23 protein-coding genes are annotated in these 25,219 nt (G+C 66.3%); 12 read left to right on the forward strand and 11 right to left on the reverse strand.

Annotated elements, in window-relative coordinates; all coding sequences use genetic code 11:
* Positions 1-20: 20 nt before the first annotated feature.
* Complete coding sequence (gene hrpB, locus ACPFL9_RS10575) at positions 21-2,651, forward strand: ATP-dependent helicase HrpB (RefSeq protein ID WP_426002524.1); 2,631 nt, start codon at positions 21-23, stop codon at positions 2,649-2,651.
* A 4-nt stretch (positions 2,652-2,655) separates the two neighbouring features.
* Here the strand turns inward: hrpB and ACPFL9_RS10580 are convergent, their stop codons facing one another.
* Together ACPFL9_RS10580 and ACPFL9_RS10585 are read right to left on the reverse strand one after the other, a co-directional pair.
* Positions 2,656-4,275 (reverse strand): amidohydrolase, encoded by a 1,620-nt coding sequence (locus ACPFL9_RS10580; RefSeq protein WP_426002525.1) that lies wholly within the window; start codon positions 4,273-4,275, stop codon positions 2,656-2,658.
* Entirely contained in the window at positions 4,265-5,722 is a 1,458-nt protein-coding gene (locus ACPFL9_RS10585; protein ID WP_426002527.1) for an APC family permease, read from the reverse strand. Before ACPFL9_RS10585 ends, ACPFL9_RS10580 begins: the two co-directional genes overlap by 11 nt.
* 150 nt (positions 5,723-5,872) lie before the next feature.
* Between ACPFL9_RS10585 and ACPFL9_RS10590 the strand changes: the two genes are divergently transcribed.
* The 3 genes from ACPFL9_RS10590 to ACPFL9_RS10600 all read left to right on the forward strand — a co-directional run bounded on the left by ACPFL9_RS10590 (position 5,873) and on the right by ACPFL9_RS10600 (position 9,550).
* The gene (locus ACPFL9_RS10590; protein ID WP_426002529.1) at positions 5,873-6,490 is read left to right on the forward strand and encodes a TetR/AcrR family transcriptional regulator C-terminal domain-containing protein; all 618 of its coding nucleotides are present in this window, start codon (positions 5,873-5,875) and stop codon (positions 6,488-6,490) included.
* Between the two features lie 29 nt (positions 6,491-6,519).
* Positions 6,520-7,293: a M50 family metallopeptidase gene (locus ACPFL9_RS10595; protein WP_426002530.1), complete on the forward strand. Its 774-nt coding sequence runs from the start codon at positions 6,520-6,522 to the stop codon at positions 7,291-7,293.
* Between the two features lie 163 nt (positions 7,294-7,456).
* Positions 7,457-9,550 (forward strand): elongation factor G-like protein EF-G2, encoded by a 2,094-nt coding sequence (locus tag ACPFL9_RS10600; RefSeq protein WP_426002532.1) that lies wholly within the window; start codon positions 7,457-7,459, stop codon positions 9,548-9,550.
* 27 nt (positions 9,551-9,577) lie between these two features.
* Here ACPFL9_RS10600 and ACPFL9_RS10605 read toward each other — a convergent pair whose 3' ends face one another.
* Entirely contained in the window at positions 9,578-10,243 is a 666-nt protein-coding gene (locus tag ACPFL9_RS10605) for an alpha/beta family hydrolase (RefSeq protein WP_426002533.1), read from the reverse strand.
* 97 nt (positions 10,244-10,340) lie between these two features.
* Here ACPFL9_RS10605 and ligD point away from each other — a divergent pair, with 97 nt between their 5' ends.
* Positions 10,341-11,375, forward strand: a complete 1,035-nt coding sequence (gene ligD, locus ACPFL9_RS10610) for a non-homologous end-joining DNA ligase (RefSeq protein ID WP_426002534.1) — start codon at positions 10,341-10,343, stop codon at positions 11,373-11,375.
* 160 nt (positions 11,376-11,535) lie between these two features.
* Positions 11,536-12,543: a serine hydrolase gene (locus ACPFL9_RS10615; RefSeq protein WP_426002535.1), complete on the forward strand. Its 1,008-nt coding sequence runs from the start codon at positions 11,536-11,538 to the stop codon at positions 12,541-12,543.
* 33 nt (positions 12,544-12,576) lie between these two features.
* Here the strand turns inward: ACPFL9_RS10615 and ACPFL9_RS10620 are convergent, their stop codons facing one another.
* From ACPFL9_RS10620 to ACPFL9_RS10640, 5 genes are all read right to left on the reverse strand, one after another.
* Complete coding sequence (locus ACPFL9_RS10620) at positions 12,577-13,197, reverse strand: L-threonylcarbamoyladenylate synthase (RefSeq protein WP_426002537.1); 621 nt, start codon at positions 13,195-13,197, stop codon at positions 12,577-12,579.
* Between the two features lie 21 nt (positions 13,198-13,218).
* Positions 13,219-14,076 carry an ABC transporter permease gene (locus tag ACPFL9_RS10625; protein WP_426002539.1) on the reverse strand — a complete coding sequence of 286 codons (858 nt, stop codon included), beginning with the start codon at positions 14,074-14,076 and terminating at the stop codon, positions 13,219-13,221.
* A complete protein-coding gene (locus ACPFL9_RS10630; protein WP_426002541.1) occupies positions 14,060-15,040 on the reverse strand; it encodes an ABC transporter ATP-binding protein in 981 nt (326 codons plus the stop codon). The genes ACPFL9_RS10625 and ACPFL9_RS10630 overlap by 17 nt, the downstream gene beginning before the upstream one ends.
* 10 nt (positions 15,041-15,050) lie before the next feature.
* A complete protein-coding gene (locus tag ACPFL9_RS10635) occupies positions 15,051-16,193 on the reverse strand; it encodes a LolA family protein (RefSeq protein WP_426002542.1) in 1,143 nt (380 codons plus the stop codon).
* A gap of 87 nt (positions 16,194-16,280) precedes the next feature.
* Positions 16,281-17,192 (reverse strand): N-acetylglucosamine kinase, encoded by a 912-nt coding sequence (locus ACPFL9_RS10640; protein ID WP_426002543.1) that lies wholly within the window; start codon positions 17,190-17,192, stop codon positions 16,281-16,283.
* A 184-nt stretch (positions 17,193-17,376) separates the two neighbouring features.
* On the opposite strand from ACPFL9_RS10640, the gene ACPFL9_RS10645 reads away from it, so the two are divergent.
* Positions 17,377-18,036 (forward strand): GntR family transcriptional regulator, encoded by a 660-nt coding sequence (locus ACPFL9_RS10645; protein ID WP_426007529.1) that lies wholly within the window; start codon positions 17,377-17,379, stop codon positions 18,034-18,036.
* On the opposite strand, the gene ACPFL9_RS10650 is transcribed toward ACPFL9_RS10645, so the two are convergent.
* The 3 genes from ACPFL9_RS10650 to kynA are packed head-to-tail and all read right to left on the reverse strand — an operon-like array spanning position 18,033 to position 21,030.
* Positions 18,033-18,890: a PaaX family transcriptional regulator C-terminal domain-containing protein gene (locus ACPFL9_RS10650; protein ID WP_426002545.1), complete on the reverse strand. Its 858-nt coding sequence runs from the start codon at positions 18,888-18,890 to the stop codon at positions 18,033-18,035. The genes ACPFL9_RS10645 and ACPFL9_RS10650 overlap by 4 nt on opposite strands.
* Positions 18,887-20,125, reverse strand: coding sequence for a kynureninase (locus tag ACPFL9_RS10655; RefSeq protein ID WP_426002547.1), 1,239 nt, complete (start codon positions 20,123-20,125; stop codon positions 18,887-18,889). Before ACPFL9_RS10655 ends, ACPFL9_RS10650 begins: the two co-directional genes overlap by 4 nt.
* 32 nt (positions 20,126-20,157) lie before the next feature.
* A complete protein-coding gene (gene kynA, locus ACPFL9_RS10660) occupies positions 20,158-21,030 on the reverse strand; it encodes a tryptophan 2,3-dioxygenase (RefSeq protein ID WP_426002548.1) in 873 nt (290 codons plus the stop codon).
* Between the two features lie 106 nt (positions 21,031-21,136).
* Between kynA and ACPFL9_RS10665 the strand changes: the two genes are divergently transcribed.
* From ACPFL9_RS10665 to ACPFL9_RS10685, 5 genes are all read left to right on the forward strand, one after another.
* A complete protein-coding gene (locus tag ACPFL9_RS10665; RefSeq protein WP_426002550.1) occupies positions 21,137-21,643 on the forward strand; it encodes an HAD domain-containing protein in 507 nt (168 codons plus the stop codon).
* A 177-nt stretch (positions 21,644-21,820) separates the two neighbouring features.
* Positions 21,821-23,026, forward strand: coding sequence for an anion permease (locus ACPFL9_RS10670; RefSeq protein ID WP_426002552.1), 1,206 nt, complete (start codon positions 21,821-21,823; stop codon positions 23,024-23,026).
* Positions 23,023-23,244 carry a hypothetical protein gene (locus tag ACPFL9_RS10675; protein ID WP_426002554.1) on the forward strand — a complete coding sequence of 74 codons (222 nt, stop codon included), beginning with the start codon at positions 23,023-23,025 and terminating at the stop codon, positions 23,242-23,244. The genes ACPFL9_RS10670 and ACPFL9_RS10675 overlap by 4 nt, the downstream gene beginning before the upstream one ends.
* A 108-nt stretch (positions 23,245-23,352) precedes the next feature.
* On the forward strand, positions 23,353-24,339 hold the full coding sequence (locus tag ACPFL9_RS10680; RefSeq protein ID WP_426002555.1) for a hypothetical protein: 987 nt from the start codon (positions 23,353-23,355) through the stop codon (positions 24,337-24,339).
* Positions 24,336-25,217, forward strand: coding sequence for a hypothetical protein (locus ACPFL9_RS10685; RefSeq protein ID WP_426002557.1), 882 nt, complete (start codon positions 24,336-24,338; stop codon positions 25,215-25,217). Before ACPFL9_RS10680 ends, ACPFL9_RS10685 begins: the two co-directional genes overlap by 4 nt.
* Positions 25,218-25,219: the final 2 nt, after the last annotated feature.

Genomic DNA, 25,219 nt, shown 5'->3' on the forward strand with positions numbered 1-25,219 from the left:
AGGCCGGGGACAATGGTGGGGTGATATTCGGACTGGACACCATCGGAGAGGGCCTGGCCTTCGGCGCCGCTGTGGATACCTTGAGTGAGGCTTTGCAGCAGCAGGGCGACGGAGGCATGGCAGTGGTGCAAGCACCTCCGGGCAGCGGGAAGACCACCCTCGTCCCGCCCCTGGTCGCCAACCTGGCGGCGGGCATGAGGCCGGGGCGGGGCCCGCGTGTGGTGGTCACCCAGCCCCGCCGGGTGGCCGCGCGTTCGGCCGCCCGGCGCCTCGCCGCCTTGGACGGAAGCCGGCTCGGCGGACGTGTTGGCTACACGGTCCGCGGTGAGAGCAAAGCGGGCAAGGATACGGTGGTGGAGTTCGTGACGCCGGGAATCCTGCTCCGCCGGCTGCTGGCCGATCCGGGTCTGGAGGACATCCACGCCGTGGTGCTGGACGAGGTCCACGAGCGCGGCCTTGAGACCGACCTCCTGCTGGGAATGGTGGCCGACGTCAGCCAACTTCGCGGCGACCTCACCGTGGTGGCCATGTCCGCAACGCTCGATGCGCCACGGTTCGCTGCGCTGCTGGGACAGTCAAGGTACGACGGCGGCGCGCCGGTTCCGGTGGTTGACTCGCCCTCCGCACTGCACCACCTCGAGGTCAGCTGGGCCCCGGCCAGCGCGCCACGGCTGGACGAACGCGGCGTGACCCGGGCTTTCCTTGACCATGTGGCCGGGGTGGCCGCCTCGGCCCTCAGCGCGCTGCTGGTTGACGAGCCGGCTGCCGATGCCCTGGTGTTTGTCCCCGGTGTCCGCGAGGTATCAGGGGTTGCAACAGCCCTGCGCCACACTCTCGGCTCTTCGGTCGATGTCCTGGAGTTGCACGGCCAGGTCCGTCCCGGGGAGCAGGACAAGGCAGTTTCCGGGCGTCTTCCCGGCGGCCTGCCCCGGATCATCGTGTCCACTGCGCTGGCCGAATCCTCGCTGACGGTTCCGGGCGTCCGGCTGGTCATCGATTCCGGGCTGTCCCGTGAACCGCGCAGGGATTCCTCGCGGGGCATGACAGGGCTCGTCACAGTCTCGTGCTCCAAGGCGTCAGCGGACCAACGTGCCGGGCGTGCTGCCCGACAAGGACCGGGCAAGGTGGTGCGTTGCTATGACCAGCAGGCATTTGCTGCCGCGCCGGACCACCAGACACCGGAGATCGTCGTGAGCGACCTGGCCGCTGCCGCCTTGGTCATGGCCTGCTGGGGCACGCCGGAGGGCAAGGGCCTGGCCCTCCCCGACGCGCCCCCGCGCGGCGCCATGGAGGACGCGGTGGAAGTCCTGCGGGAGCTGGGTGCTGTTGACTCCGCCGGGGCTGCCACCCCGCTTGGACAAACCCTGGCCAGGATTCCGGCCGATCCGCGTCTGGCGCGGGCACTGATTGACGGTTCAGCGATGGTGGACCATCAGGCCGCGGCAGAAACTGTGGCGTTGGTCGCCGGAGACTACCGGGCCCCTGACTCCGATCTCACCCGGCTGCTTGCGGCACTTCGCGATGGCAAGGACGCTGCGGCCCGGCGCTTCAGCGACGATGTCAAGCGCATGGCGGGGATGGTACGCCAGGATGCTGCCGCCGTCGGGCACCACCGGCCGAAACCGGCAGTAACTCCACGGCAGGCCCTTGGCTTCGTGGTCGCCCTGGCCTTTCCCGACAGGATTGCCCGCCGTGTGCCCGGAACCGGTTCCCCCAGCTACCTGCTGACCTCCGGTACCAGGGCAGGGCTGTCGGCAGCGAGCCCCCTCGCGGGGCAGGAATGGCTGGCGGTGTCGGAGGTAGCGCGTGCGCAGGGCCGCGACGCAGCAGGAACCGGTGCGGTGATCAGGGCAGCTGCCCCGCTGTCCCTCGACCTCGCCATCGCGGCAGCACCGGAGTTGCTGGTGGAACAAACCACAGCTGCTTTTGCCGGCGGAAAGGTCACAGCACGCCAGGAACGCAGACTCGGGGCCATTGTCTTGTCGTCAACGCCCGTCCGGGCCAGCGCGGAGTCGGCCCGGGAGGCTGTGGCACGGTCGCTGTCCTCGGCGGGCTTGTCCCTGATCGGCTGGTCGGAAGCTGCTGAGACCTTGCGTCGGCGGCTTGCGTTGCTGCACCGGACAGTCGGGGAGCCGTGGCCGGACGTCAGTGAGGACGCGCTCCTGGTCCGCGTGGACGACTGGCTTGGCCCGGAACTTGAGGCACTCGCCGCCGGGAAGCCTGCACGGGGAATTGACCTGGCGGATCCGCTTCGTCGGCTGCTGCCCTGGCCGGAGGCGTCGCGGTTGGACAGTCTGGCGCCAGAGCGCCTGGAAGTTCCCAGCGGCTCCCGGATCCGGATCGACTATCCTCCCGTTTCGGGTACCGGTGCAGGAAACCACGACGCCGGCCGGCCCGTTGTTGCGGTCAAGCTCCAGGAATGCTTCGGCTGGGACAGGACGCCCCGTCTTGCCGACGGACGGGTTCCCGTTCTTTTCCACCTTCTGTCGCCCGCCGGAAGGCCTTTGGCCATCACCGATGATCTTGCTTCCTTCTGGTCCGGCCCCTACGCACAGGTCCGGGCAGAGATGCGTGGGCGTTACCCCAAGCACCCCTGGCCCGAAGACCCGTGGACCGCGCCGGCGACCGCCCGGACCAGGAACAGGATGTAGCGCCCTATCCCAGACGGTCCATGATGGCCTGGATTTCTCCGTCCACAATCGTGGCCACCACGCTGCTGGCGCCGAGTGCATCCGGCTCTGCCGTGAGGGGATCCAGCTCAAAGGCGGTAAAGTCGGCCCGCTTGCCTACGGAAATGGAGCCTGACACGTCCCACAGTCCGGCCGCCCTGGCCGCATGCGAGGTGTAGCCTTCCAGCACCTGGAGGGCAGTCAGTGCCTGTTTCGGCGCGATGGGGGCCTGGTCGGGGTGGCCCGAGCGGCGCCGCAACCGGGCATCAGCCATGATCGGAAGCGGCTCGTAGGGCGCAATCGGCCAGTCGGATCCGATGCCCAGCGTGACTCCGGCATCGCGGAGGTCGCGGCATCGCCAGGCGCGGTCGGCACGGACCGGCCCCAATCGCGTGGACCAGTTGTCGCTGTGGTCGGCCAGGGAATAGTGGGTGCAGTGAGTGGGCTGCATGCTGGCGACCACCCCCGCGGTCCTGAACCTCACCACCAGGTCATCGGGAACGGTTTCGATGTGCTCGATCCTGTGCACGGCTCGCCGCAAGGTGTCGGAGGGGAGGGAGCCGAAAGCGTCCAGGACGTGTTTCACTCCGGCGTCGCCAATGGCGTGGGTGGCAGTCGGGATGCCCCGGGATGCGAAGAAGTGCACGGCCGCCGTGTACTCTTCCGGGCGCGGCCAGAACGGAGCAGTGGATTCGCCGTACAGGTCGGGTTCATGGAGCCAGGCGGTGCCATTGTCCACGGTTCCGTCAACAAACAGCTTGATCGCTTCCACGGACCACCGCCGCCCCCCGGTGCCGACCGTGCGTGCCAGCAGCTCCCAGTCGGCTTCCCCGGTGCCAGGCATGCACCAAGGGGCGGAACGAAGCCTCAGCGGCAGGTCGCCGTCGGCTTCCAACGCCGCAAACAGTTCTGCCGATTCCTTGCTGTGGTCCATGATGTGTCCGCCGGTGAGCCCCGAGCGGGCGAAACCGTTGAGCAGTGCGGCCAACCGGGATTTCCGCTGGTCAAAGGACTCCTGCGGTATGTGGCGCTGGACCAGTTCCATGGCTGCGGCCTCAAGGAGCATTCCGGTGGGTGTGCCCTGCGCATCGCACACCACCTCCGCGGTCTGGTCGAACTCCCGTCTGCCGTGGACCCCGGCGATCTCCAGGGCCTTGGAGTTGGCAAGTGCGGAGTGACCGTCAAAGAGCCGAATCAAGGCGGGTTTGCCGTTGGAGACATCATCCAGCGCATCCCGGTGCAGGGGCGTGGGGCCAAACGCGTTAGGGTTCAGGCCCCAGGCGCGCAGCCAGCCACTGTCAGTGGACGCTTCCGCGCGGAGCAGTGAGCGCACTTCTTCCAGGGAGTCCGCCGCGCTGAGGTCGCACCCCACAGTGAGGTCCAACCCGAACACAGGATGGATGTGGCAGTCGACCAGGCCAGGGGAAAGCGTGGCACCGCCGAGGTCAAGGACCCTCGTGCCGTGGCTGCGCCATGCGGCGGCGTCGTCCCGGTCCCCGACTGCGGTAATGACACCGGCACTGACAGCTACGGCCTGCACCGGGGACGTGGCGTCATGGTCGAGCGTGTGGACGGTGTCAGCGAGGACGATCAGGTCAGGAGTCATGCGTTTCAAAGCTTCCAATCCGGGTGAAGACGTGGGGGCGGTTTTTTCGGAGGCTGCGGGCGACCAGCAGGCCCGTGAGGAAAACAACGGGGGTGATCAGCAGGAGGATCGAGTTGGTCAGGGCATCGGCAAAGGTCAGCAGTTCGATATTGATGGCGATCAGCGCCACGACTCCGAACAGCAGGACTGCGGAGGCGATGCTCAGCGGGATCATCAGCCGGTGGGTGACCGCCGCAGGGTTCCGGCGCAGGTAGATGAAAGCGGCGACGGAAACCAGGCCTTGCAACGCCACGATGCCGACAATGCCCGGGGTGTTCACCCATATGAGCAACTGTTGGTAGGGGTCCGCGCCGAGTATCGCGCAGACGCTGATGACTGCCGCGGCAAGGATGGTCTGGACCTGGCCGGCACGGTGCGGCGACTGGTACTTGGGGTGCGTCTTTCCCAGGAAGGCCGGGAGGACGCCGTCCTTGGCGAGCATGTAGACGTAGCGGTTGATGGCATTGTGGAAGGCCAGCTGTGAGGCGTAGACACTGGTGACGATCAGGACGTACATCACTGTTTCGGCCCACGGGCCAACGTAGTGGTTGATCGTGGCGAAGAACATGCCATCAGCGAGTTCACCCGCGGCGGCCACGACGTCCCCGTCGCCGTAGGCCTGGATAACGGTCCAGACGATGAACGCGTAGAACACTGACATGAATCCGACGGCGACATACGTGGCCCGGGGCACTGACCTGTCCGGGTTGCGGGCTTCGCGGCGGTAGAGGACCGTGGATTCAAAGCCCATGAAAGCAGCAAAGCAAATGGCGAGGATCGCCAGCACGCCCGGGGTGAAGGCGTGGTCGGGGGAGAACGAAGAGAAACTGATTCCCGACGCCCCGCCGCGCGCGAGGATGGCCGCTCCCATGACCGCGAGGATCGCGGTCTCCGCCACGAGCAGGACCCCCAGGACCTTCGCCCCGACATCGATGCCGCGATAGCCCAGCAGCCAGACCAGCGCGATGGCGCCAAGGGCTACAGCCGGCCACGGGACGTCCAGGCCGAAGAGTGTCTTCAGCATCGCCTGGGTTTGGACGGCGAACAGGCCGTACACGCCGATCTGCAGGCAGTTGTAGGAAACAATGGCCAGGATCGCCGAAGCCAGTCCGACCGTCTTGCCCAAGGCCAGGGTGATGTAGGTGTAGAAGCCGCCGGCTGCTTTGACGTGCTTGGTCATGGCCATGAAGGCAATGGCGAAGACCAACAGTACGGCGCCTGCGGTGACGTAGCCCATGGGGGCGCCAATGCCCCCGATGCCGATGGCTACCGGTGCCACACCGGCCATGACGGTCAGGGGGGCCGCGGCGGAGATCACCAGGAAGGCGATGCCTCCTGTGCCGATGGCATTTCTTTTCAAGCCGTTGCCGGCGTCGGCTGCCGGGGGACGGGTTTCAGTGTCAGACATGATGTCCTCAAGGGATGGGGGGAGATGTGTGAAGTTCCGCAGCGTTTAGCGAAAGCCTTTCGTTTTATCGTAGGGGTTTGTGATGCCGGGCACAATACCCCCGCCGGAAGAAATGGCTAGAGTCGTAACAACACCCTGATTGGAGAACCCATGCCCCGCCCCCCTGTGCCGCTCATTTCCATCGACGCCCTGGTCACTGCGGCGCTGGAACTGGTGGACGAGGCCGGCGATTTCAGCCTGCCGAAGCTTGCCAAGCGGATCGGCGTCAGCCAGTCGTCCATCTACAACCACGTCAGCGGCAGGGAAGAGATCCTCGAACTGATGCGGGGCCGCATCATCTCCGAAACCCCCTATGACCTTTCCGTGGCACCCGACTGGGAAAGTGCGCTGCGTGCCATCGTCCGCAGCTATCGCGACGCGTTCGCCCGGCACCCGCGGCTGGCGCCGCTGCTCGTGCTCCAAACAGTCCAGGATCCCCAGGTGCTGGCGCTCTACGAGAACCTCGCTGTCGCCCTGGAAAGGGCGGGGTTCCAAGGGCAGGACGTCGTCTCGGCCATTTCCACCATCGACAGCTTCGCACTGGGCTTCGCCCTGGATCTTGCCGCCCCGGATGTCGTTTGGGCGCCGCCTGCCCAGGGCTACCCAAGCCTCACCACGGCCCTGAACCACGCCGGCCCGCCGGATGCGCGTGGGGAAGCCGCCTTCGACTTCGGCCTCGAGATCCTGGTGGCAGGGCTTCGTGCCCGGCCGCGCTCCGCTGTCTCCTGACTCCCAGACTTGTTCCGTAGGATGCCACGGTGACAGTCACCGCAACACCCGGCACCCTGACCGATCCCACCGGCCTCCCGGCAGCCTGGTGGGAGGCGGTCATCCGAAGCTTTACCGAAACGCACACCACCGCGGTGCCGGCTACAGCCCTCCTTGGCATCATCGGCTGCGCCGTTGCCCTCAGCGTTCCACGCGCCACCTGGCGGTGGTTCGGGCTGTATGTGACCTTTGTCCACGAACTCGGCCATGCCTATGCCGCCCTCATGACCGGACGCTTCGTCCACAGTCTCCGCATCGGCCTGGACCACTCCGGCCGCCTGGTCAGCAGCGGCCGGGGCGCCTTCGGTGCGGCCTGGTCCGGCTTCTGGGGATATCCGGCGCCTGCTGTCGCCGGTCTTGCACTCATATGGGCGTTTACCGCCGGCAGGTCCGGCGCGGCCATGTCCATCGGCGCCATCGTCCTGCTGGTCTCCCTGGTCTTCCTCCGGAACGCCACGGGTATCCTCGTGGCTGTCGTCAGCGCAGCCGCCGCCCAGGCCTTGCTCCTTTTCGGCACTCCCGAGGTCATCAGCTACGCCATCATGGTCCTCGGCATAGCCCTGACCGTCGGATCGGTCCGCGACCTCCTGAAACTGGCAGGCGTCCATACCCGGCACCGGCACCGGCTGCAGGCATCCGACGCCTTTATCCTCGGCCGGACCACCGGAGTTCCGGCGTTCATCTGGCTTGCGGGCATGACAGCTGTGGTCCTCGCCTGCGCGGTCATGTCGGTGCTCTTCCTGTGGCAGGCGCTCGCGGCCTGAACCGGACCAACCGCCGCAGGAAGCCAGGGACGACGGCGGCCTGCCGGATTGGGCACGCACCTGCCCTTGCCCTGTGGTCGCCTGAGGGTGTCCAATCCTTGTACACGTTCGAACCCCACGTTGTGGAAGCTACGAGCAGGAAACGACCCCCAGGAGGTTAGCCATGTCCTCGAAGGGCACGCGGGAATCAGCCAGGACGCCGGGGTCGCCCGACACGCGGAAGAGCGATAACGGTACGGCGTTGGCCTCCACGGACCCCGCCACCATCCGCAACGTAGCTCTTGTAGGGCACTCCGGGGCGGGTAAATCCATGCTGGTGGAGGCACTCCTGGCAGCCACGGGCGCGATCACCCGGATGGGCTCGATCACTGAAGGCACCACCGTCAGCGACTCGGACCCCTCGGCGATCCACCAGCAACGCTCAGTCTCCCTGTCGGTCGCGCCGATCATTGCAGGCGACACCAAGGTCAACCTCATCGACACCCCCGGGTACACAGACTTCACCGGCGAACTGCGCGCAGGGTTGAGGGCCGCTGATGCGGCCCTCTTCGTTGTTTCGGCCGTGGACGGCATCGACGGTGCCACCGTTGCCCTCTGGGGCGAGTGCGAAAAGATCCGCATGCCGCGTGCGGTGGTCCTCAGCAAACTGGACCATCCACGCGCGGACTTCCGTGCCGCCGTCGTGCGTTGCCAGGAAGCTTTCGGCGAAGCGGTCCTGCCGCTGTACCTGCCCGACCCGGGCGCCCCGGGCGAACAGCTTGCAGGCGTCCTCCACGGCACGGACAACGATGCCGCCATCGCTGAAGCCCGCGGACCGCTGATCGAGGGGATCATCGCCGAAAGCGAAGACGAAACCCTGATGGACCGCTACCTCGGTGGCGAAGAACTGCCCCTGGCGGACCTCGTCAGCGACCTCGAAACGGCCGTATCCCGGGGCGCGTTCTTTCCGGTCATCCCCACCTCCGCTGAAACGGGACTGGGACTGCCGGAACTCATGTCGCTCTTTACCGATGCCCTGCCATCTCCGCTGGAACGGGTCCCTCCACCAGCCATGGCGCTGGACGGATCATCGCTGAAGAACCTGGACTGCGACCCGGCAGGGCCGCTGGCCGCAGAAGTGGTCAGGACTACGGTAGATCCGTTCCTGGGGCGGGTGTGCCTGGTCAGGGTCTTCTCCGGGACCCTTCGCGAGGACTCGCCAATCCACATCGGCGGTCGCGGCCTCGCGGACAGGGGGCACGAGGACCACGACAGCGACGAACGGGTCACCCACCTTTACTCGCCCGTGGGATCCAGCCTCAAAGCCGTACCATTCAGCATTGCCGGCGACATCTGTGCCATCAGCAAGCTGGCGGCGGCCGAAACGGGCGACACCGTGTCGGACCGGGACGCTCCGCTTCTGCTGGAAACCTGGAACATGCCCGAACCCCTCATGCCGGTGGCCATTGAGGGAGCATCACGCAGCGATGAGGACGCCCTGGCCAAAAGCATCGGAAAAATCGCGGCGGCGGATCCGACCTTGCGGGTGGAACGCAACCAGGACACGCACCAGCTGATCCTGTGGTGCATGGGTGAAGCGCACGCCGAGGTGGTGCTGGACCGATTGCGCGGCCAGGGTATCAAGCTGCAAACCGTGGACGTGGTCACTCCACTCAGGGAAACCTTTGCCGGCAAGGCAACAGGGCACGGGCGGCACGTCAAGCAGTCCGGCGGCCACGGCCAGTTTGCCATTTGCGACATTGAGGTGGAACCACTGCCGCGCGGCGCGGGGTTCGAGTTCGCGGACAGGATCGTCGGAGGCGTCATCCCTGCCACGTTCGTGGCATCTGTCGAAAAAGGCGTGCGCGCGCAGATGCTCAAAGGAGTCTCCGCTGGTTTCCCGGTGGTGGACATCAAAGTGACGCTGGTGGGCGGTAAGACCCACAGCGTTGACTCATCGGACGCAGCCTTCCAGGCAGCTGGTGCCCTCGCCCTCCGGGAAGCCGCCGCAGCAGCAACCATTCAACTGCTGGAGCCGGTGTCCGCCGTGGTGGTCAGTGTCCCGGACGAGTACGTCGGCACGGTGATGAGCGATCTCTCGGGCCGCCGGGGCCGGGTGACAGGCACGTCTGCAGCCGAAGCCGGCGACGGCACGGACGTCACCGCGGAGGTCCCCGACCAGGAGTTGCTGCGGTACGCCATCGAACTCCGGGCGCTGACTGCCGGTACGGGAAGGTTCCGCCGCAGCTATCTGCGGCATGAGCCTGCGCCCCGGTAGTGGTCCGGTGCCTGCCCGTTCCCCGCGTTAGCGGGTGGTCCCAAGGAACGCTGCCACAACGGGGGCCAGCGAAGCCCCGGTCTCAGCAGCGCTGCGTTTGACACCCTTGACCGCGAACGAATGGTCCGCATCTTCACGCCACTGCAGTTCCGCCGTCGGGCCGATTCGGCTGACCACCGCTTCCAGCAGTTCCGGCGTTGCGAAAGTGTCGCGGGTGCCCTGCAGGAACAGCATCGGAACGGTGACGCCGTACAGGTGTTCATCGCGCAGTTTCTCCGGTTTTCCGGGAGCATGCAGCGGATAGCCCAGATACACCAGGCCCCGGGCGGGCATGCCCTCGGCAACGGCCATGGAGGCCATCCGCCCGCCGAAGGATTTACCCGCGGCCCACACCGGTTGATCTCCAGCCAACACCGCTGCCGTCCGCATGACGTCCTGCCACGCCGCAATGGCGGCCGGTGGCCTGTCCGGGAACCGGCGTCCGGCTTCCCGGTAGGGGAAATTGAAACGCAGGGTGCTGACGCCTTCCCGGGCCATGGCTTCCGCGAAGCCCTGGAGGAACGGATGCTCCATGCCTGCTCCGGCCCCGTGGGCCACCACGAGCATGGCTGTGGACTGGTCCGGCTGCAGGTGCAGGGCGGAAACACTGGTGTCTCCCGTGGCGATGGTCAGGGCAGTTTCGGTGACAGGCATGTATCCATCATGCTGCAGCGAGAGGCACCCGTGCGCCACGGACGCAAATGGGGCTGGGGTGCTGACGCGCGGGTGCGGTTCGCGGTAGCTTGTGCCCATGGCGAGCGAATCAACCACCATTTCCGTGCCCGGACCCCATGGCCCCAGGGAGGTACGGATTTCCAGTCCCGGCCGCGTGGTGTGGCCTGAGGCCGGAGTGACCAAGCTGGACCTGGCGCAATACCTGGTGGACGTGGGCGAGGCTTTTGTCGCGGCCAACGGAGACCGGCCCGTCAGCCTTCAGCGGTATTCCGGAACCATCGAAGGGGACATGTTCTTCTCCAAGAACCCTCCCAAGGGCGCGCCCGACTACGTGCGCTCGGTAAGCGTGGTGTATCCGAGTGCCCGTTCCCATCCCCAACTGGTGATTGACGAGCCGGCGGCAGCGGTATGGGCTGCACAAATGAACACGGTTGTTTTCCATCCGTGGGCCTCACGGGCCGGCAATTCGGACAACCCGGATCAACTGCGCATCGACCTTGACCCGCAACCGGGGACCGACTTCGACGACGCGATCCCGGCCGCCCTCGAACTACGCTCCGTCCTGGAGGAAGCGGGCCTGACGCCGTTCATCAAGACATCCGGCAACCGCGGAATCCACGTCTATGCGCCGATCCACCCCAAGCATGAATTTCTGGAGGTCCGCCACGCCGTTATTGCAGCCGGCCGCGAGCTGGAACGGCGGATGCCGGACAAGGTCACCACGGCATGGTGGAAGGAGGAACGCGGCAGCAGGATTTTCGTGGACTTCAACCAGGCCAACCGCGACAGGACGATCGCCGGGGCCTACAGTCCGCGGGCAGTTCCACAGGCCCAGGTGTCCTGCCCGCTGGCCTGGGACGAGCTGGAGAACGCCGATCCCGCCAAATACACCATCATGACCGTTCCCGAGCGGCTGCGGACCGTTGGCGATCCGTGGGCTGAGATGCACCGCAGTCCAGGTGATATCGACGTCCTGCTGCGGTGGTGGGAAAGGGACGTGCAGAGCGGGCAGGGGGAAATGCCGTTCCCGCCGGAATTCCCCAAGATGCCCGGTGAACCCATGCGGGTCCAGCCCAGCCGGGCGCGCAAGCCGGAGGAACCGGCGGGGTAGCACGGGAGGCGGCATGCCACGGCGGGAACAGCACGGCCTACCATCCGGCCTCACCGGATGCCTGGTGCTTGCCGCCGGCAGCCTGCTCACAGCATGCATTCCTGCTCCTGGACCGGCCCCGCCGCCTCCCACCTCCATGGTGTCGACGCCGGCTTCTGCTGTGCCTACCCTTCCAGGAACGGAGTCCTCGCTGGCGGCGCCCGCCCCGTCCACGTTCGGCGTACCGTCCCCTGACCCGGCCACCGTACCGCCCGCTTTCCGGGAGCTCCAGGCCGCGATGGAACTGTACAGCCGCGAAATGGTCGGCCAGGGGGCCAGTGCCGTCCTGATCGAGGCGAAAGTTGGCGGGCAGGCCTGGTCGCACACCGCCGGAACACGGACGTTGGGCGGCGCTGCCGCGGCGCCGGGTGATCCCGTCTTCATCGGCGCCGTGGGCCGCAGCATGCTGGCGGTCCTGGTGCTGGCGCTCGTGGAGGAGGGGCTGGTGGTGCTGGACCTTCCCGTGGCAACCTACCTGCCGGAGCTGTCAGGGACGGTGGCGGGCGGCCGTTCCGTCCGGGAGGTGCTGGGGCGGAAACCGAGCTCCTTGGATCCGTCGGACCAGGGGTACCGGATCCTCGGCGTGCTGGTGGAGCGGCTTCGGGGTGCGGGCCTGGCCACCGTGCTGGCACGGGACATCGGGGAACCCCTGGGCCTGCGTTCCTTCCCGGTGTCTGCGGGGGCCAATCCGGACACCCTGGTCCACCGGTACGTCCTGGTGGACGGCGACGCCTCGGATGTGACGGCGCTTGCCGGTCCAGGCGAAGGGGAACCACGGATTGCTGCCGGGGTGGCGGACCTGAACTCCTTCTACGCAGGGCTGCTGGAAGGCAGGCTCCTGGAACCGGCGAGCCTGGTGGAGATGAAGGGCCCGCTTCCCGGCGGCTACGGGCTGGGACTCGACCAGTGGGATGACCGGTGCACCAACGGCTCCTACTTCGGCCATGCCGCCGACCTTCCGGGCGGAGGAGTGGTGTCCATGAGCAGTGCCGATGGCAACAGGCAACTCACGCTTGCCGTGAGCTATCCACCGGCGGCGCAGGGCACGCAGCCATCCGCGCTCACCCTGGAATTGATGGGGTTGGCGCAGGTGGCGCTGAACAGCGGGTGCCGCTTCCAGTTCCGATGACTCTTTACGCCGCGGACCGGAACCACCCGTGGGTCACTCGAACCGGGAGGGGTCTCCGGTTCCCCGGCGCACTACCTCGGCGACTCCACTGGAGAAGTCAATCACGGTGGTGGGCTCAGAGCCGGTGTCGCCGGAGTCGATGACTGCATCAACCTCATGGTCCAGGCGCTCCTTGATCTCCCAGCCCTGGGTGAGCGGTTCGTCCTGGTCGGGGAGGAGGAGCGTGCTCGAGAGCAGCGGTTCACCGAGTTCCGCCAAGAGTGCCTGCACCACCTTGTGATCCGGGATCCTTACCCCGACCGTCTTCTTCTTGGGGTGCAGCAGCCGTTTGGGGACTTCACGCGTTGCGGGCAGGATGAACGTGTAGCTGCCGGGAGTGACGGCCTTGATGCTCCTGAAAACATCGTTGTCCAGCATGACGAACTGGCCCATCTGGGCGAAATCCTTGCAGACGAGGGTGAAGTGGTGTTTGTCGTCCAGGTGCCGGATGGTCCGGATCCTGTCCAACGCTTCCCGGTTGCCTACTTGTGCCCCCAGCGCGTAGCAGGAGTCGGTGGGATAGGCGATCAGTCCGCCGTTCTGCAGCATATTGACTACTTGCCCGATCGCACGGGGCTGTGGATCCTGCGGGTGGACGTCAAAGAATCTGGCCATGGAAAGAGCCTACGGCAACGCCTAGGACAAGATGTCCTTTCCCGCGAAACGGCCATACGCCAGCGCGCCGCAGACCGCGACGTAGCCCGCCTGGAGCACGGCATTGTCGAGGAACGAATCCCAGGAGACCGGTTGGCGCAGCAGGTCGGCGAAGCCCAGCCAATGGTGGCTGAACAGCCACGGGTGCAACCACTCAAGCTGCGGAAGGTTGTCGAGGACCTGCGACACGACCGAGAGCACCACGGTGGCTGCCATGGCTCCCACCGGTACGTCCGTGAAGGTCGAGATGAGCAGCCCGATCGCGGACAGGCCCAGCAGTGAAACGGTGATGTAGGCGGCCACCAGCAAGGACCGCAGCAAGGATTCGACCTCGCCAATGGTGTCGCCGGACAGCAGCGTCACCGGCCCCACCGGGAAAAGTACGACGCCGGCCAGGGCACCTGCTGCCACAACCGTCACCGTTGCGGCTATGCAGAAGGCGACAGCCCCGGCGTACTTCACGGCCAACAGCCGGATCCGCCCCGCGGGGGCCAGCAGAAGGTACCTCAGGGTGCCCAGGTTCGCTTCCCCCGCAAGCGTGTCACCTGCCACCACTCCCACCGTCAGGGGCAGGAACAGTGGCACGCACACCACCAGCGCCGTGATGGCCACGAACAGCCCGTTCTGCGTGATGCGGTCCAGGAACAGCGGTCCCCGCCCGGGCGCTGCCGGCCGCGCCGACAGCTTGACGGCCACGGCGATCAAAACCGGAACGGCTGCCAGCGCCAGGAGCATGGCCCACGTACGGACCCTGCGGAACAAGACGGAGAGCTCGGACGCCAGCAATGCCCACCCGGCGCCCGGACTGATCCGCGGAGAAGCGTCAACCGACAACGTCAAACCCCTCTCCGGTCAGGGATACGTAACGTTCCTCGAGGCTGGGGGTCTCAACGGCGAATCCCCTGACCCGGACCCCGTCCTCTACCAGCGCCGCAACGATCCTCTCGGGTTCCATGCCGTTCAGGCCCGTGCCCACAACGGCACCGGCGTCCTGGCCTCCACCCGCTCCATGGCCTGGGCCGGGTACCAGCCCCAGGCGGGCCAGGACACCAGCGGCCCGGTCGGCGTCGGGAGTCTTAACCACAACATGTGGCTGGCCTGCCGCCCGGAGCTCATCCAAGCGGCCCTGGGCTACCAGCCTGCCCCCGCGCATGACCCCTGCATGGGTGCACATTTGTTCGACTTCGGTTAGCAGGTGGCTGGAGACAAAGACCGTGGTCCCGCCTGCGGCCAGGGAGCGTACCAGGCTGCGGACTTCACGGGTACCTTGGGGATCCAGTCCATTGGTGGGCTCGTCCAGCACCAGCAGTTCACGGGGCCTCAGCAAGGCGTTGGCCAGGCCCAGCCGCTGCTTCATGCCCAGGGAGTAGGCGCGGACCTTCTTGCCTGCGGCGTGGGTCAGGCCCACCCGGTCCAGTGCCTCTGCCACCCGCTTGCGCCGCGTGGACGCTGACGCGTGCCTGTCGGCCGAGTCGAGCCGGACGAGGTTGCCGGTACCGGTAAGGAACGGATAGAAGCCCGGTCCCTCCACCAAGGCGCCCACCCGTGGCAGCACCGTGGCCAGGTCACCGGGCATGTCCCGGCCCAGAACCCTGATGCTTCCCTGGCTGGCGCCGGCCAACCCCAGCAACATCCGGATCGTGGTGGTTTTGCCCGAACCGTTGGGCCCAAGGAATCCAAAGACAGCACCATACGGGACCGCCAAATCCATGCCGTCCACGGCTGCCCGGTGCCGGAATCTCTTGGCCAGCCCGTGGGTTTCAATGGCCAGGCCGGCTCCGGCTTCGGGGGAAAGGGCCGTCATGGGCCCGGGGTCATTCAGCTGCTGCGGCTGTCTCCAGCCGCTCCAAGGGAACCATGCCCGCATAGATACGCCCGTCGTCCAGGAACAGGACGTTCACGAGGGCGGTGGTGAGGGCCCGGCCACCGGCCACCGGTTGCAGGGCCTGCGCAAGCTGCGGCGAGGCCGCCACCTCAGGCGGGACAACGCCTGCCGGGAAGACCGCTATCGCGTCCCAGCCCCTGCCGGTCACGCTGGGACCGTGCTGTGCCGGCGCCGGCTCATCCGGGCCAGGCGAGGGCAGGGCGGGTACGGGTTGGTCGGGTACGGGCTTGTCGGGCAGGAGCTTGTCGGGCAGGGGTTTGGCGGGCACCGCCTGCTCCGTCACTGCGGCCCCGGGCGGGGGAGTGAAGAGGAACAAGCCCGGGTCGGGGACGGCGAGGTCAAGGGCAGTGTAGGCCAAGGAATACGCAGGTTCGTTCTGGCCTTTGGCGCGCACCTCGACACGCAACGGGAGTCCGGTTTCAGAGTCGACAGCAATGGATACGGACTCCACCAAGGTTCCCGCACTGCGCGGGATCAGTGTCACCTGGTAGGCGCTGCGTCCGGCCACCGACACGTCGTCGGCGACCCTGACTTCAGTGGAAGGATCGATCGCTGCCAGGAAACGGTCCGCCATGGATTCCGGGGTTTCCATGACGGTGTCGCCTGGATCATGGGAAGCGTGGCCTCCGGCTTGGGGGAGGGTCAGGTGGGTCGCGCTGTTGTCGCCCGAATCATAGAACCAGATGTCGCGGCCGTTGACCACCACGTCCCGTTCGGCCATACGCTCCATGACCTGGAACCGTGCCTTGCCCGGCGCGTCAACAAAAACGCGGAACTCATGCGAACCCGTCAGCAGGTCAAGGGCTCCGGCCGCACCGGGAGCAGCCCCGGGGCCGGTCGCCGGAATCTCCGGAAGCCCCAGCGCAGCTTCCTGTACCACGGTGCCGGAGAGGGCCCGCACCTCGGTCCGGGCGACCATGGCCAGGATGTCACTGGCCGACTTGGGCGGAAGGGACACCGTGGCTCCGGCCGTGAGCGATCCGGCGAGCACCGTTATCGCCACAGCAAGGGGGACAAGGAAGGCAGGCAACCATCGCCGCCGCGCCCGCGTCATCGCTACCGGCCACCGCATGTTTCAGGCATAAATCCAGAGTACTCCGGTGCCCGGCAAGGGTCACCGGCTTCCCGCGTCACGGCATCCCGGGAAGTGCAGCGATCTTCAGCTTTGGATCAACCGGCGGGCAAGCTTCACGGCGCCGTGCACGGGAGCCTCATCCAGGATCCTGATGCCCGAAGGGTCATCCAGCGCAACCTTCCGTGCCACTGCTCCAGCCAGCTGGGGCTGGTTAACCAGCAACGCTCCGGCCATCACGAGCGGCAGGTCCAGCCCAAGTTCCCCCAGGACCTGCCTGGCCAGTGTCGCGAGCGAATGTGCAGCCTCGGCCTGGATGCGGACTGCGGCGGGATCACCCTCTGCCGCGAGGTCCAGCACCAAAGGCGCAAGCCCGGCCCAGTGGTCAGGCTCCGGCCGTGCATAGAAAAAGTCCATCAGTTGCAAGGCGTCGGCGCTTGCCGTAGCTGCCATGATCGCCTTGACCAGTGGGCCTGGTTCGAGCCCGGCGTAGTACTCGCGCAGGGCCTCACGGACCGAGTCCCGGACCACGGAGTAGCCGCCGCCTTCGTCGCCGAGCAGGTATCCGTAGCCACCGGCCCGGGCTTCGCGGCCGTCCCGGCTTCTTCCCCACGCCACGGAACCGGTTCCAGCCACCACTACGGCGCCGGCGTCGAGGTCGGCGGCGGCGAGGACTATGCGGGTGTCATGGACGACGTCGATCACGGCCCCGGGAAAGTGCTCCGTGAGCAGTGCAGTCAACACAGCCCGGCTGGCAGGCGTGTCCGCACCGGCGGCGCCCATGCAGACGGCACTGATGCCCGGACCGACAGCGGCAGCGATCCGCCGGAGGACGGCGTCGGCGCCCTGGTGGCCCACCGAGGACAGATTGGCTCGGGCTTCGGTGATTTCCACAGCGCCGCCGTCCTCGCCGTCATGGTTACCGGAGGTGTCAAGCCCGGCCCTGACGGCGTGGGTCTTGGATCCGCCGATGTGCAGTCCAAGGACGGCCGGACTCATAAGACGACCACCTGGGTGGCATGGCGGTGCATTGCTCTGGGCATGGGCATCCTTCCGCTACGGGGCAACTCCGACCAGATTGGCATAGACCAATCCCCATGTCTACAAGTAGGATGTCCGGGTGTCATTCCCTCCAGGCCCGGCGGCTCCCAAGTACTACCTCCTGAAGACAGAACTCCTGGCCATGATTTCCGGCCTGCAGCCGGGCACGCTGATTCCCACTGAGCGCTCCTTGGCGGAGGAGCACCGGACGTCCCGGACCACGGTCCGCCAAGCCATCAGCGAGCTGGTGGCCGAAGGAAAGCTCGGCAGGATCCAGGGCCATGGCACCTTCGTGGCGCCACCGAAGATGACGCATGTCCGGCAGCTGACGTCTTTCTCGGACGATGCGAAAAGCCAGGGGCTGCGGCCAGACTCCCGCGTCGTGGCACTCGATGTCATTCCGGCAGACAAGGACGCGGCAGACTCCCTCGGCCTGCGGCCGGGCGATCCGGTAACCCGGCTGGAGCGCATCCGGCTGATCGAGGGCGAGCCGCTGGCCCATGAAGTCGCCTTCCTCCCCGGGCCGTTGCCGGAGCTCGGTGGACATCTGGCCCGGACGGGGTCGCTTTACGCCGTCCTGGCAGGCGTCTATGGGCGGCAGCTGGCCGAGGTCGAGGACACGGTGGAGACTGCACTGGCCGGGCCGGTGGAGGTCCGCCTGCTTGGTATTGAAATGGGCGCTCCACTCATGGTTGTCCACCGGATGGCCCGTGACAGTTCCGGATCCCCGGTCGAATGGACCCGCAGCACCTTCCGGGGAGACAGGTTCCGGTTCGTGTCACGGGTGAAGAAGGGCTTCTAGGGTACTGCCACGCCGAGCGTGCTGCGGACGTATTCTGCGCTGGGGCCTGCGTAGGCGTCCACGATCCGGCTGAACAAGGCTGTCCCTTCAGCGCCTGGCCAGTCGTCGGGAAGGAAGGAACCGGGTAGCCCAGGGTCCAGATAGGGGATAACCCGCCACCGGTCAATGCACTGTACATAGGTGGCGAATGAGGACGCTGATGCCTCCACGCCGTCGTCGGGAAGAGGAACAGCCGCGCCCTGCCCGTGGATGAAATCGATGAAATCCCGGTGCAGGCCGGCGACAACATCCAGGTCCCACCACTTCGCGGCGGCGTCCCGGAGGCTGCCGCCCACCATGGGTGTCCGGGTCACAAAGACAGTGGCCATGTCCCGGAGATCCAGGTCCACCAGGATTTCCTCCACCTCGCCGCGCAGTGTGTCGGGGCAGATCCACAGCCCGGCAGCCACGGTGCCGCAGCCGATCCAGTGCAGCCGGCGCCGTAGCTGGTGGCGCTTTTCCCTCTCAGTTTCCGGGATGGAAAAGGAGACCAGGCACCACGGATCGGAGTCGGACATACTGCGCGGCGTGAAGATCCGGCGGTCTCCCCGTGCAAGCATGGCGGCTGCGCCCGCGGTGAGGGTGAAGCCGGCGACGCCGTCCCGGTTTTCCTGCCGGACCACGTCCTTTTTCCTCAGACGGCCCAACGCGGTCCGGGTGACGGTGGCCGAGGTACCCAGGGCTTCCATCAGGGAAACCATGTCGCGCCCGGCCATCCATCCGCCGGCGTCCCGCAGATACAGGCCGATAACCGTCCGCAGCAGTGACGTGGTACTCCCGGGACGGGAGTCCATGTCATCGAGGACTGCACTCATTGCAGCTCTGCCAGGGCGTCGCGGATGGCGGTCACCCCGAGTTCCACCTCGGCATAGCTGGTGCTCAGGGGAGACAGTCCGATCCGCAGGCCGTGCGGCGGGCGGAAGTCGGGGATGACGCCGCGCTCCCAGAGCTTCGCGGTGACGTCCCTGAACCTCGGGTGGTCCACCGTGATGTGGGAACCCCTCTCGGCAGCGTTGCGCGGGCTGACGATCGCCGCCCCCATGGGCACCAGGAGCTCGTCTGCCAGCCGGATGGCATATTCGGTGAGATTAATCGACTTCTCCCGCACCGCGTCCATTCCTACGGAAGCGATCAGTTCCACCATGTCCTTGATGGGCTGCATCGCCAGGACCGGCGGGGTTCCGGTGATGAACCGGCGGATGCCTTCTGCCGGCCGGTAGGCCTCAGTCATGCCGAACGGGTTGTCCGCACCCATCCAGCCCCAAATGGGCTGCTGCAACCGGTTCTGTCGCGCGGCGTTGACGTAGGCGAAGGCCGGCGAACCCGGGCCCCCGTTGAGGTACTTGTAGGTGCAGCCGACAGCCAGGTCAACGCCCCATGCATCCAGCTCCATCGGCACGGAGCCCACTGAATGGCAAAGATCCCACAGCATAAGGGCTCCCGCGCGGTGGACGGCGTTGGTGATGCCCGGCGCATCCGCCAGGAACCCCGAACGGTAGGCAACATGGCTCAGGACCACGACGGCGGTGCGCTCACCCAGGATGCCGTCAAGGTCCGCGGCACGGACGCCGCTGGCCGGATTGGGTGCGATCCACTTGATGGTGGCGCCCCGCTCGGCCGCGATACCCTCGATGATGAAGCGGTCGGTGGGGAAGTTGTCCCGGTCGATGATGATCTCGTCACGTCCCGGCTGCGCATCCACGGCAGCCCGGATCAGCTTGTACAGCATGACGGATGTCGAATCTCCTACGGTGACCTGGCCGGCTGCTGCACCGAGGGTCACCTCCCCGATCCGGTCGCCGACCCGGGTTGGTTCGTCCATCCACTGTTCATCCCAGCCGCGGATCAACCGGCTGCCCCAGGCGTTATGGACGAAGTTCTGCAGGTTCGCTGCCGTTGCCTTAAGCGGGCGTCCAAGGGAGTTGCCGTCCAGGTATGAGGTGAGCTGGCCGGCGTCGGGCGTGTAGAAGGCCTCACGCTGGGTGGCAAGCGGGTCTGCCGCGTCGAGCTGGGCGGCTTGAGGCCGTTGCGTTTGCTGGTCGGTTGTCATGGGTCCTCCTGGAAGGAGCTGTAGGGATGCTGTCAGTTGCCGATTTCCGTGCGGACGGCGTATAGCTCGGGAAAGAACGTGAGATCCAGGGCCCGCCTCAAAAAGTCGACCCCGGAGGAGCCACCCGTGCCGACCTTGAAGCCGATGGTCCGCTGGACGGTGCGCAGGTGCCTGAACCGCCAGGCCTGGAAGTTGTCCTCGATGTCCACCAGGTCTTCACATGCCTCGTAAAGCCCCCATGGTGTGTCGTCGGCCTCATAGATCTTTTGGAAGACGGGCACCATATCCGGGCGGAACGTCCAGGGTTCGCTGGTGTCGCGTTGCAGGACGTCGACGGGGATGTCGTACCCGGCCCGGGCCAGCACGGCGAGGAAGGCGTCATACAGGGTGGGCTCCTCCAGGAGCCGGTTGAGCAGGGCATGCGCTGCGGGATCGCTCTCAAAGACCCGGAGCATGCCGCGGTTCTTGTTGCCCAGCAGGAATTCCACGGCGCGGTATTGGTAGGACTGGAATCCGGAGGAACTGCCCAGGAAGTTGCGGAACTGCGCGTACTCACGGGGAGTCAGTGTTCCCAGGACGGACCACTGCTCGATCATGGTGCGCTGGATGGCCTTGACGCGTGCAATGCACTTCAACGCCTGGCCGAGGCTGTCGGAATCCATGAGCCTGCGGGCCTCGAGGAGTTCGTGCAGGACCAGCTTGAGCCAGAGTTCGCTGGTCTGGTGCTGGATGATGAACAGCAGCTCGTCGTGGTGTTCGGGTTGGCTGAGCGGGTGCTGGGAGCTCAACAGCCTGTCCAGGTCCAGGTAGCCGCCATAGGACATGGCGTGGCGGAAGTCGGTGCGGACGGTGTCCTCGATGTCCCGGACATTGCGTGGCGAACGGGGTGCGGCGGGCTGTTCCATACTCCGAGATTATCACTTCCATGACGAACGTCAAGAGTATGATTTCGAGCGTCGGTCGCCCTTGCCGTACGCTGAGCATGGACCTCAAGGGGAAGGGGATGTACCAATGGCCGCCATTGTGCCGGTGTCCATCTATTTGGATGTCGACGGCGTGGTGAACCCCTTCGGCCCCCAGGGCACCACTGACTGGGGAAGCGATTGGATAACCGCTGACGCCGGAATACTGAACGTTGCCTATGCCCCCGAGGCTGTCGCCGGACTTAACGAACTGGCGGAACATCCCGCAGCCCGCTTCGTGTGGCTCACCACGTGGGAACGGCTGGCTCCCGAGTACCTGTGCCCGGCCATCGGGCTCAAGGGGCAGGACTGGCCTGTGCTTTCCAGTCAAGGATGGGACGAGCGGCCCGAATGGTGGAAGCTCGTTGCGCTGCAGAAGGATGTGGAAGAGGCAGGAGCAGAACGCTTTGCCTGGGTGGACGACCAATTGGACCGCGAATCCGACGCCCGCTCCTGGGCAGAGTTCCGGCAGGACCGTGTGCTTTGCATCTCACCTGATCCGCGCAAGGGCCTCACCCGCCGCGACCTCGCGGCCTTGGGCGCCTTTTTGGGATGAAGGACGCCCGGGGCATGTTTGTCCGCCCGGCCGCTGGCACGTAGGATTCTTAAGGTTTCAAGCCCGCCAGAGTGAATTCTGCAAGTCCAGCCTGTTGAACAATTGCTGAACTATGCTGATTGGCAGGCAAGGGGAAAGTGGAACTGCTGAACGTCGACTCTGCAGATTGGGCAACAGGTGGACATCACCTTCATGGTCGCGCTTGTCATAGCGTTGGCCCTCTTCTTTGACTTCACCAACGGGTTTCACGACACTGCCAATGCGATGGCCACGCCCATCGCAACAGGGGCCATCAAGCCCAAGACGGCGGTAGCACTCGCAGCAGTGCTCAACCTCATCGGCGCATTCCTGTCCACGGAGGTTGCCAAGACGATCTCCGGCGGTTTGATCCGCGAGGGGTCCGACGGCATCCACATCACGCCGGACATCATCTTCGCGGGGTTGATGGGCGCTGTCCTGTGGAACATGGTGACGTGGCTGAAGGGACTGCCGTCGAGTTCGTCCCACGCCTTGTTCGGAGGATTGATCGGGGCGGCCGTGGTGGGCATCGGCCTTCACTCGATCAACTTTGAGACAGTCCTCCAAAAGGTCATCCTGCCCGCGATCTTCGCGCCGCTGATCGCAGGCCTGGTTGCCTACCTCTGCACGCGCCTGGCCTACGCACTGACCTCCCGGCACGACCCCGAAACCGGTGACAAGCTCACCCAGAAGCGTGGGGGCTTCCGCACCGGACAGATCTTCACGTCCAGCCTTGTGGCGTTGGCCCACGGCACCAACGATGCCCAGAAAACAATGGGCATCATTACGTTGGTCCTCATTGCCGGTGGTACGCAGCCTCCCGGCTCCGGCCCGGTGTTCTGGGTCGTCGCAGCCTGTGCTTTCGCCATCGCCATCGGAACCTACGCCGGCGGCTGGCGCATCATCCGGACCATGGGGTCGGGCCTGACCGAGGTGAAGCCCGCCCAGGGCTTCTCCGCCGAGACCAGTACCGCCACCGCCATCCTGGCCTCCTCCCACCTTGGCTTCGCCCTGTCCACCACGCAGGTAGCGTCCGGTTCGGTCATCGGCTCCGGCCTGGGCCGCAAAGGCACCTCCGTCCGGTGGGGGACCGCGGGCAAGATCGCCCTTGGCTGGTTGTTCACCCTGCCGGCTGCAGGCATCGTCGGGGCGCTGACGGCCCTGCTGGTCAACGTCGGCGTGGTAGGGGTCGTCATCGCCGCGGTGGTGGGGACTGCGGCGATCCTGCTGATGTTCTTCGCATCCCGCAAGTCACACGTTGGCCACCACAATGCGGTGGAAGTCGAAGAAGCGGGCCATGCCGTGCGGTTCCGGAAGAAGAAGAAATCACGCAAATCCACCAAGAGCGAGGGAGCGCAGCAATGAAGTGGTTGGAACTGCTGCAGGTGGCAGGCGTAACCCTGGTGGCCGCCGTGACACTCGTGACCCTGTACTCCCTGGGGGTCCGGTTGACCGCCATCGCCGGCGACACCGGACAGAAGTCCCCCGCACTCTTCCGCTCGCTGGCCTACGTCTGCTTTGGCTTCTGCGGCCTGGCAGTACTTTTCGGCATCTATTTGATCGTGCCGTACTTCGGGAAGTAGCACCTTCCGCAGCAGCCCGGCCACTTTCTCTGGCAGCACGGTCCATTCGGGAGAATAATCAGCAGTAGCTGTAACGCTGCTCATGATTCCGGCGGATGTGGGGCTTTCATGGCGAGCCGATCCAGAGGCCACATCATCGGGACTGCGCTCGCGCCGGTCCTGATGGTGCTTCTGACTGCCTGCCTGCCCCCAACGTCCGCTCCGGACGTACCCTCGCCCGATCCTGCGCCGGCAGCAACCACCGCCGCCCCCACAACCCAGCCGCCCGCCGTCGTGCCTACAGCTGTCCAGCCGCCGGGACCGGCCGGGCCCGGCGCGCCGCCCGTGGAAGCGCCTGTGGTGCAGTGGGTTCCGCTGGGTCCGGTAGGTCCCAGCGATCCCACATCGGGCCAGCGGTACCTGCAATTGCAGCAGTTCCAGTGCGATGAGCTGGCCCAAAGCCTCCAGGGCCAGGAAGGCGTCCAGGTCTGGGTGGCGGGTGCCGCCGTCTGCAAAGCCCTCCGAACAGGGAGCCAGGACGACTGGCAACGGGCCGCGGCCGCGGTTGCCGCGACGCCCCGCGTACCCCAGACACAGTGCCTCGAATACACGGTGGCCGCAGCGTCGGCCTCGCTCCTTGCCCAGCACCGCAGCAATCCGGGAGTGCCGCTAAGGGCTGTCACCGCACCCGGCCAGGCGTGCCCCAGAATCCTCAGCGGACTCACGGTGGTGGACGAAAACCTGCGGCCCGTTGCGGGATTGACCCGGGCATCGGGACCACGTGAGGGTGGAACGATCGTCAGGCTGGACGGTTACTACGTGCGCGTGGAAGACATCCTGTTCGATGGGGCGCCGGCTTTCCCGGAGAAAGTGGCCGGGTTCGGCGACTACGAGACCCTGTACCTGCGGATGCCGCCGGCAGAAGGCCGGAGTTCCGTCAGGATCTCCATCACCGACACCGTGGATGTTGCGGGCACCGTGACCTTCTACTACGAGGACGCTCCCGGACCAAGTGCATCTGCCGGGCCCACCGGCACGCCGGCTCCCCAGCCATCAACGTCCTCCAGCCCTGCTGTGGCGCCGTCCGCTTCCGCAACCGCCACGGCAACACCGTGAGCACCCCTGAGGAGGCAGAGGCAGGGAACCTGCGCTGGAAACGGACCCTTGAAGTCCTCTCGGTCATCGGTCCGCCCCTCACGGTGGCCACTGCGCTCCTGGTCTACTTCGGGTGGGCCCGCACCGATGCCCAGGCGAAATCCATGGGACTGGATGTCAGCTTGTTCGGCTACACGGTGCAGGACTTCATCCTGCGGAGCATTCAGTCGCTGTTCCAGCCGTTGGCCTGGCTGGTGGTGATCGGTCTGTTGTGGCTGATGCTGGACCGGGCGGTGGTACGGGTCGTGCAGGCCGGAAAACACAGGACGCTGGTCAGGTCCATCGCGCTGGCCGTGACGGCCGTCGGCTTTGCGGCGGCAGCAGTCCTCTGGATCCTTGTGGTCACCCAGCCCGGACGCATCCTGTTGTATGTTCCCTTCCTCATCGCCGCGGCCTTGGTGGTCGGCGCGTGGGGCCTGAACGTCCGCCACCGTGCGGCCCCCGTGCACGACACCCCTGCGCGGGGCGCGCCCCGCGGGCTTGAACGGTCGCTGGTCTTCGTCCTGGTCACGCTCCTGCTGTTCTGGGGCACCTCGGATTATGCCCAGGCACTGGGGCGGGGCGCGGCCGTGGACTACCAGCAGAGGTCCGGACAACTGCCCACCGCCGTGGTGTACAGCAAGGAGCGGCTGGCTGTCACAGTGCCGAACGTCCGTGAGGATTCCGTAGGCAACGAAGCCGGTCCGCTCTACCGCTACACCGGGCTGCGGCTCCTGGTGGTGAGTGGTGGCCGCATCTTCCTGCTCAATGAAGGGTGGACGCTGACCTCCGGCCGGGTGGTGGTCCTGCCGGATAACGGCAGCGTCCGCGTGGAGTATGGGAACCCGGGGGCCGACTGACT

It is taken from the genome of Paenarthrobacter sp. NyZ202 (assembly GCF_049860755.1).
GTDB lineage: Bacteria > Actinomycetota > Actinomycetes > Actinomycetales > Micrococcaceae > Arthrobacter.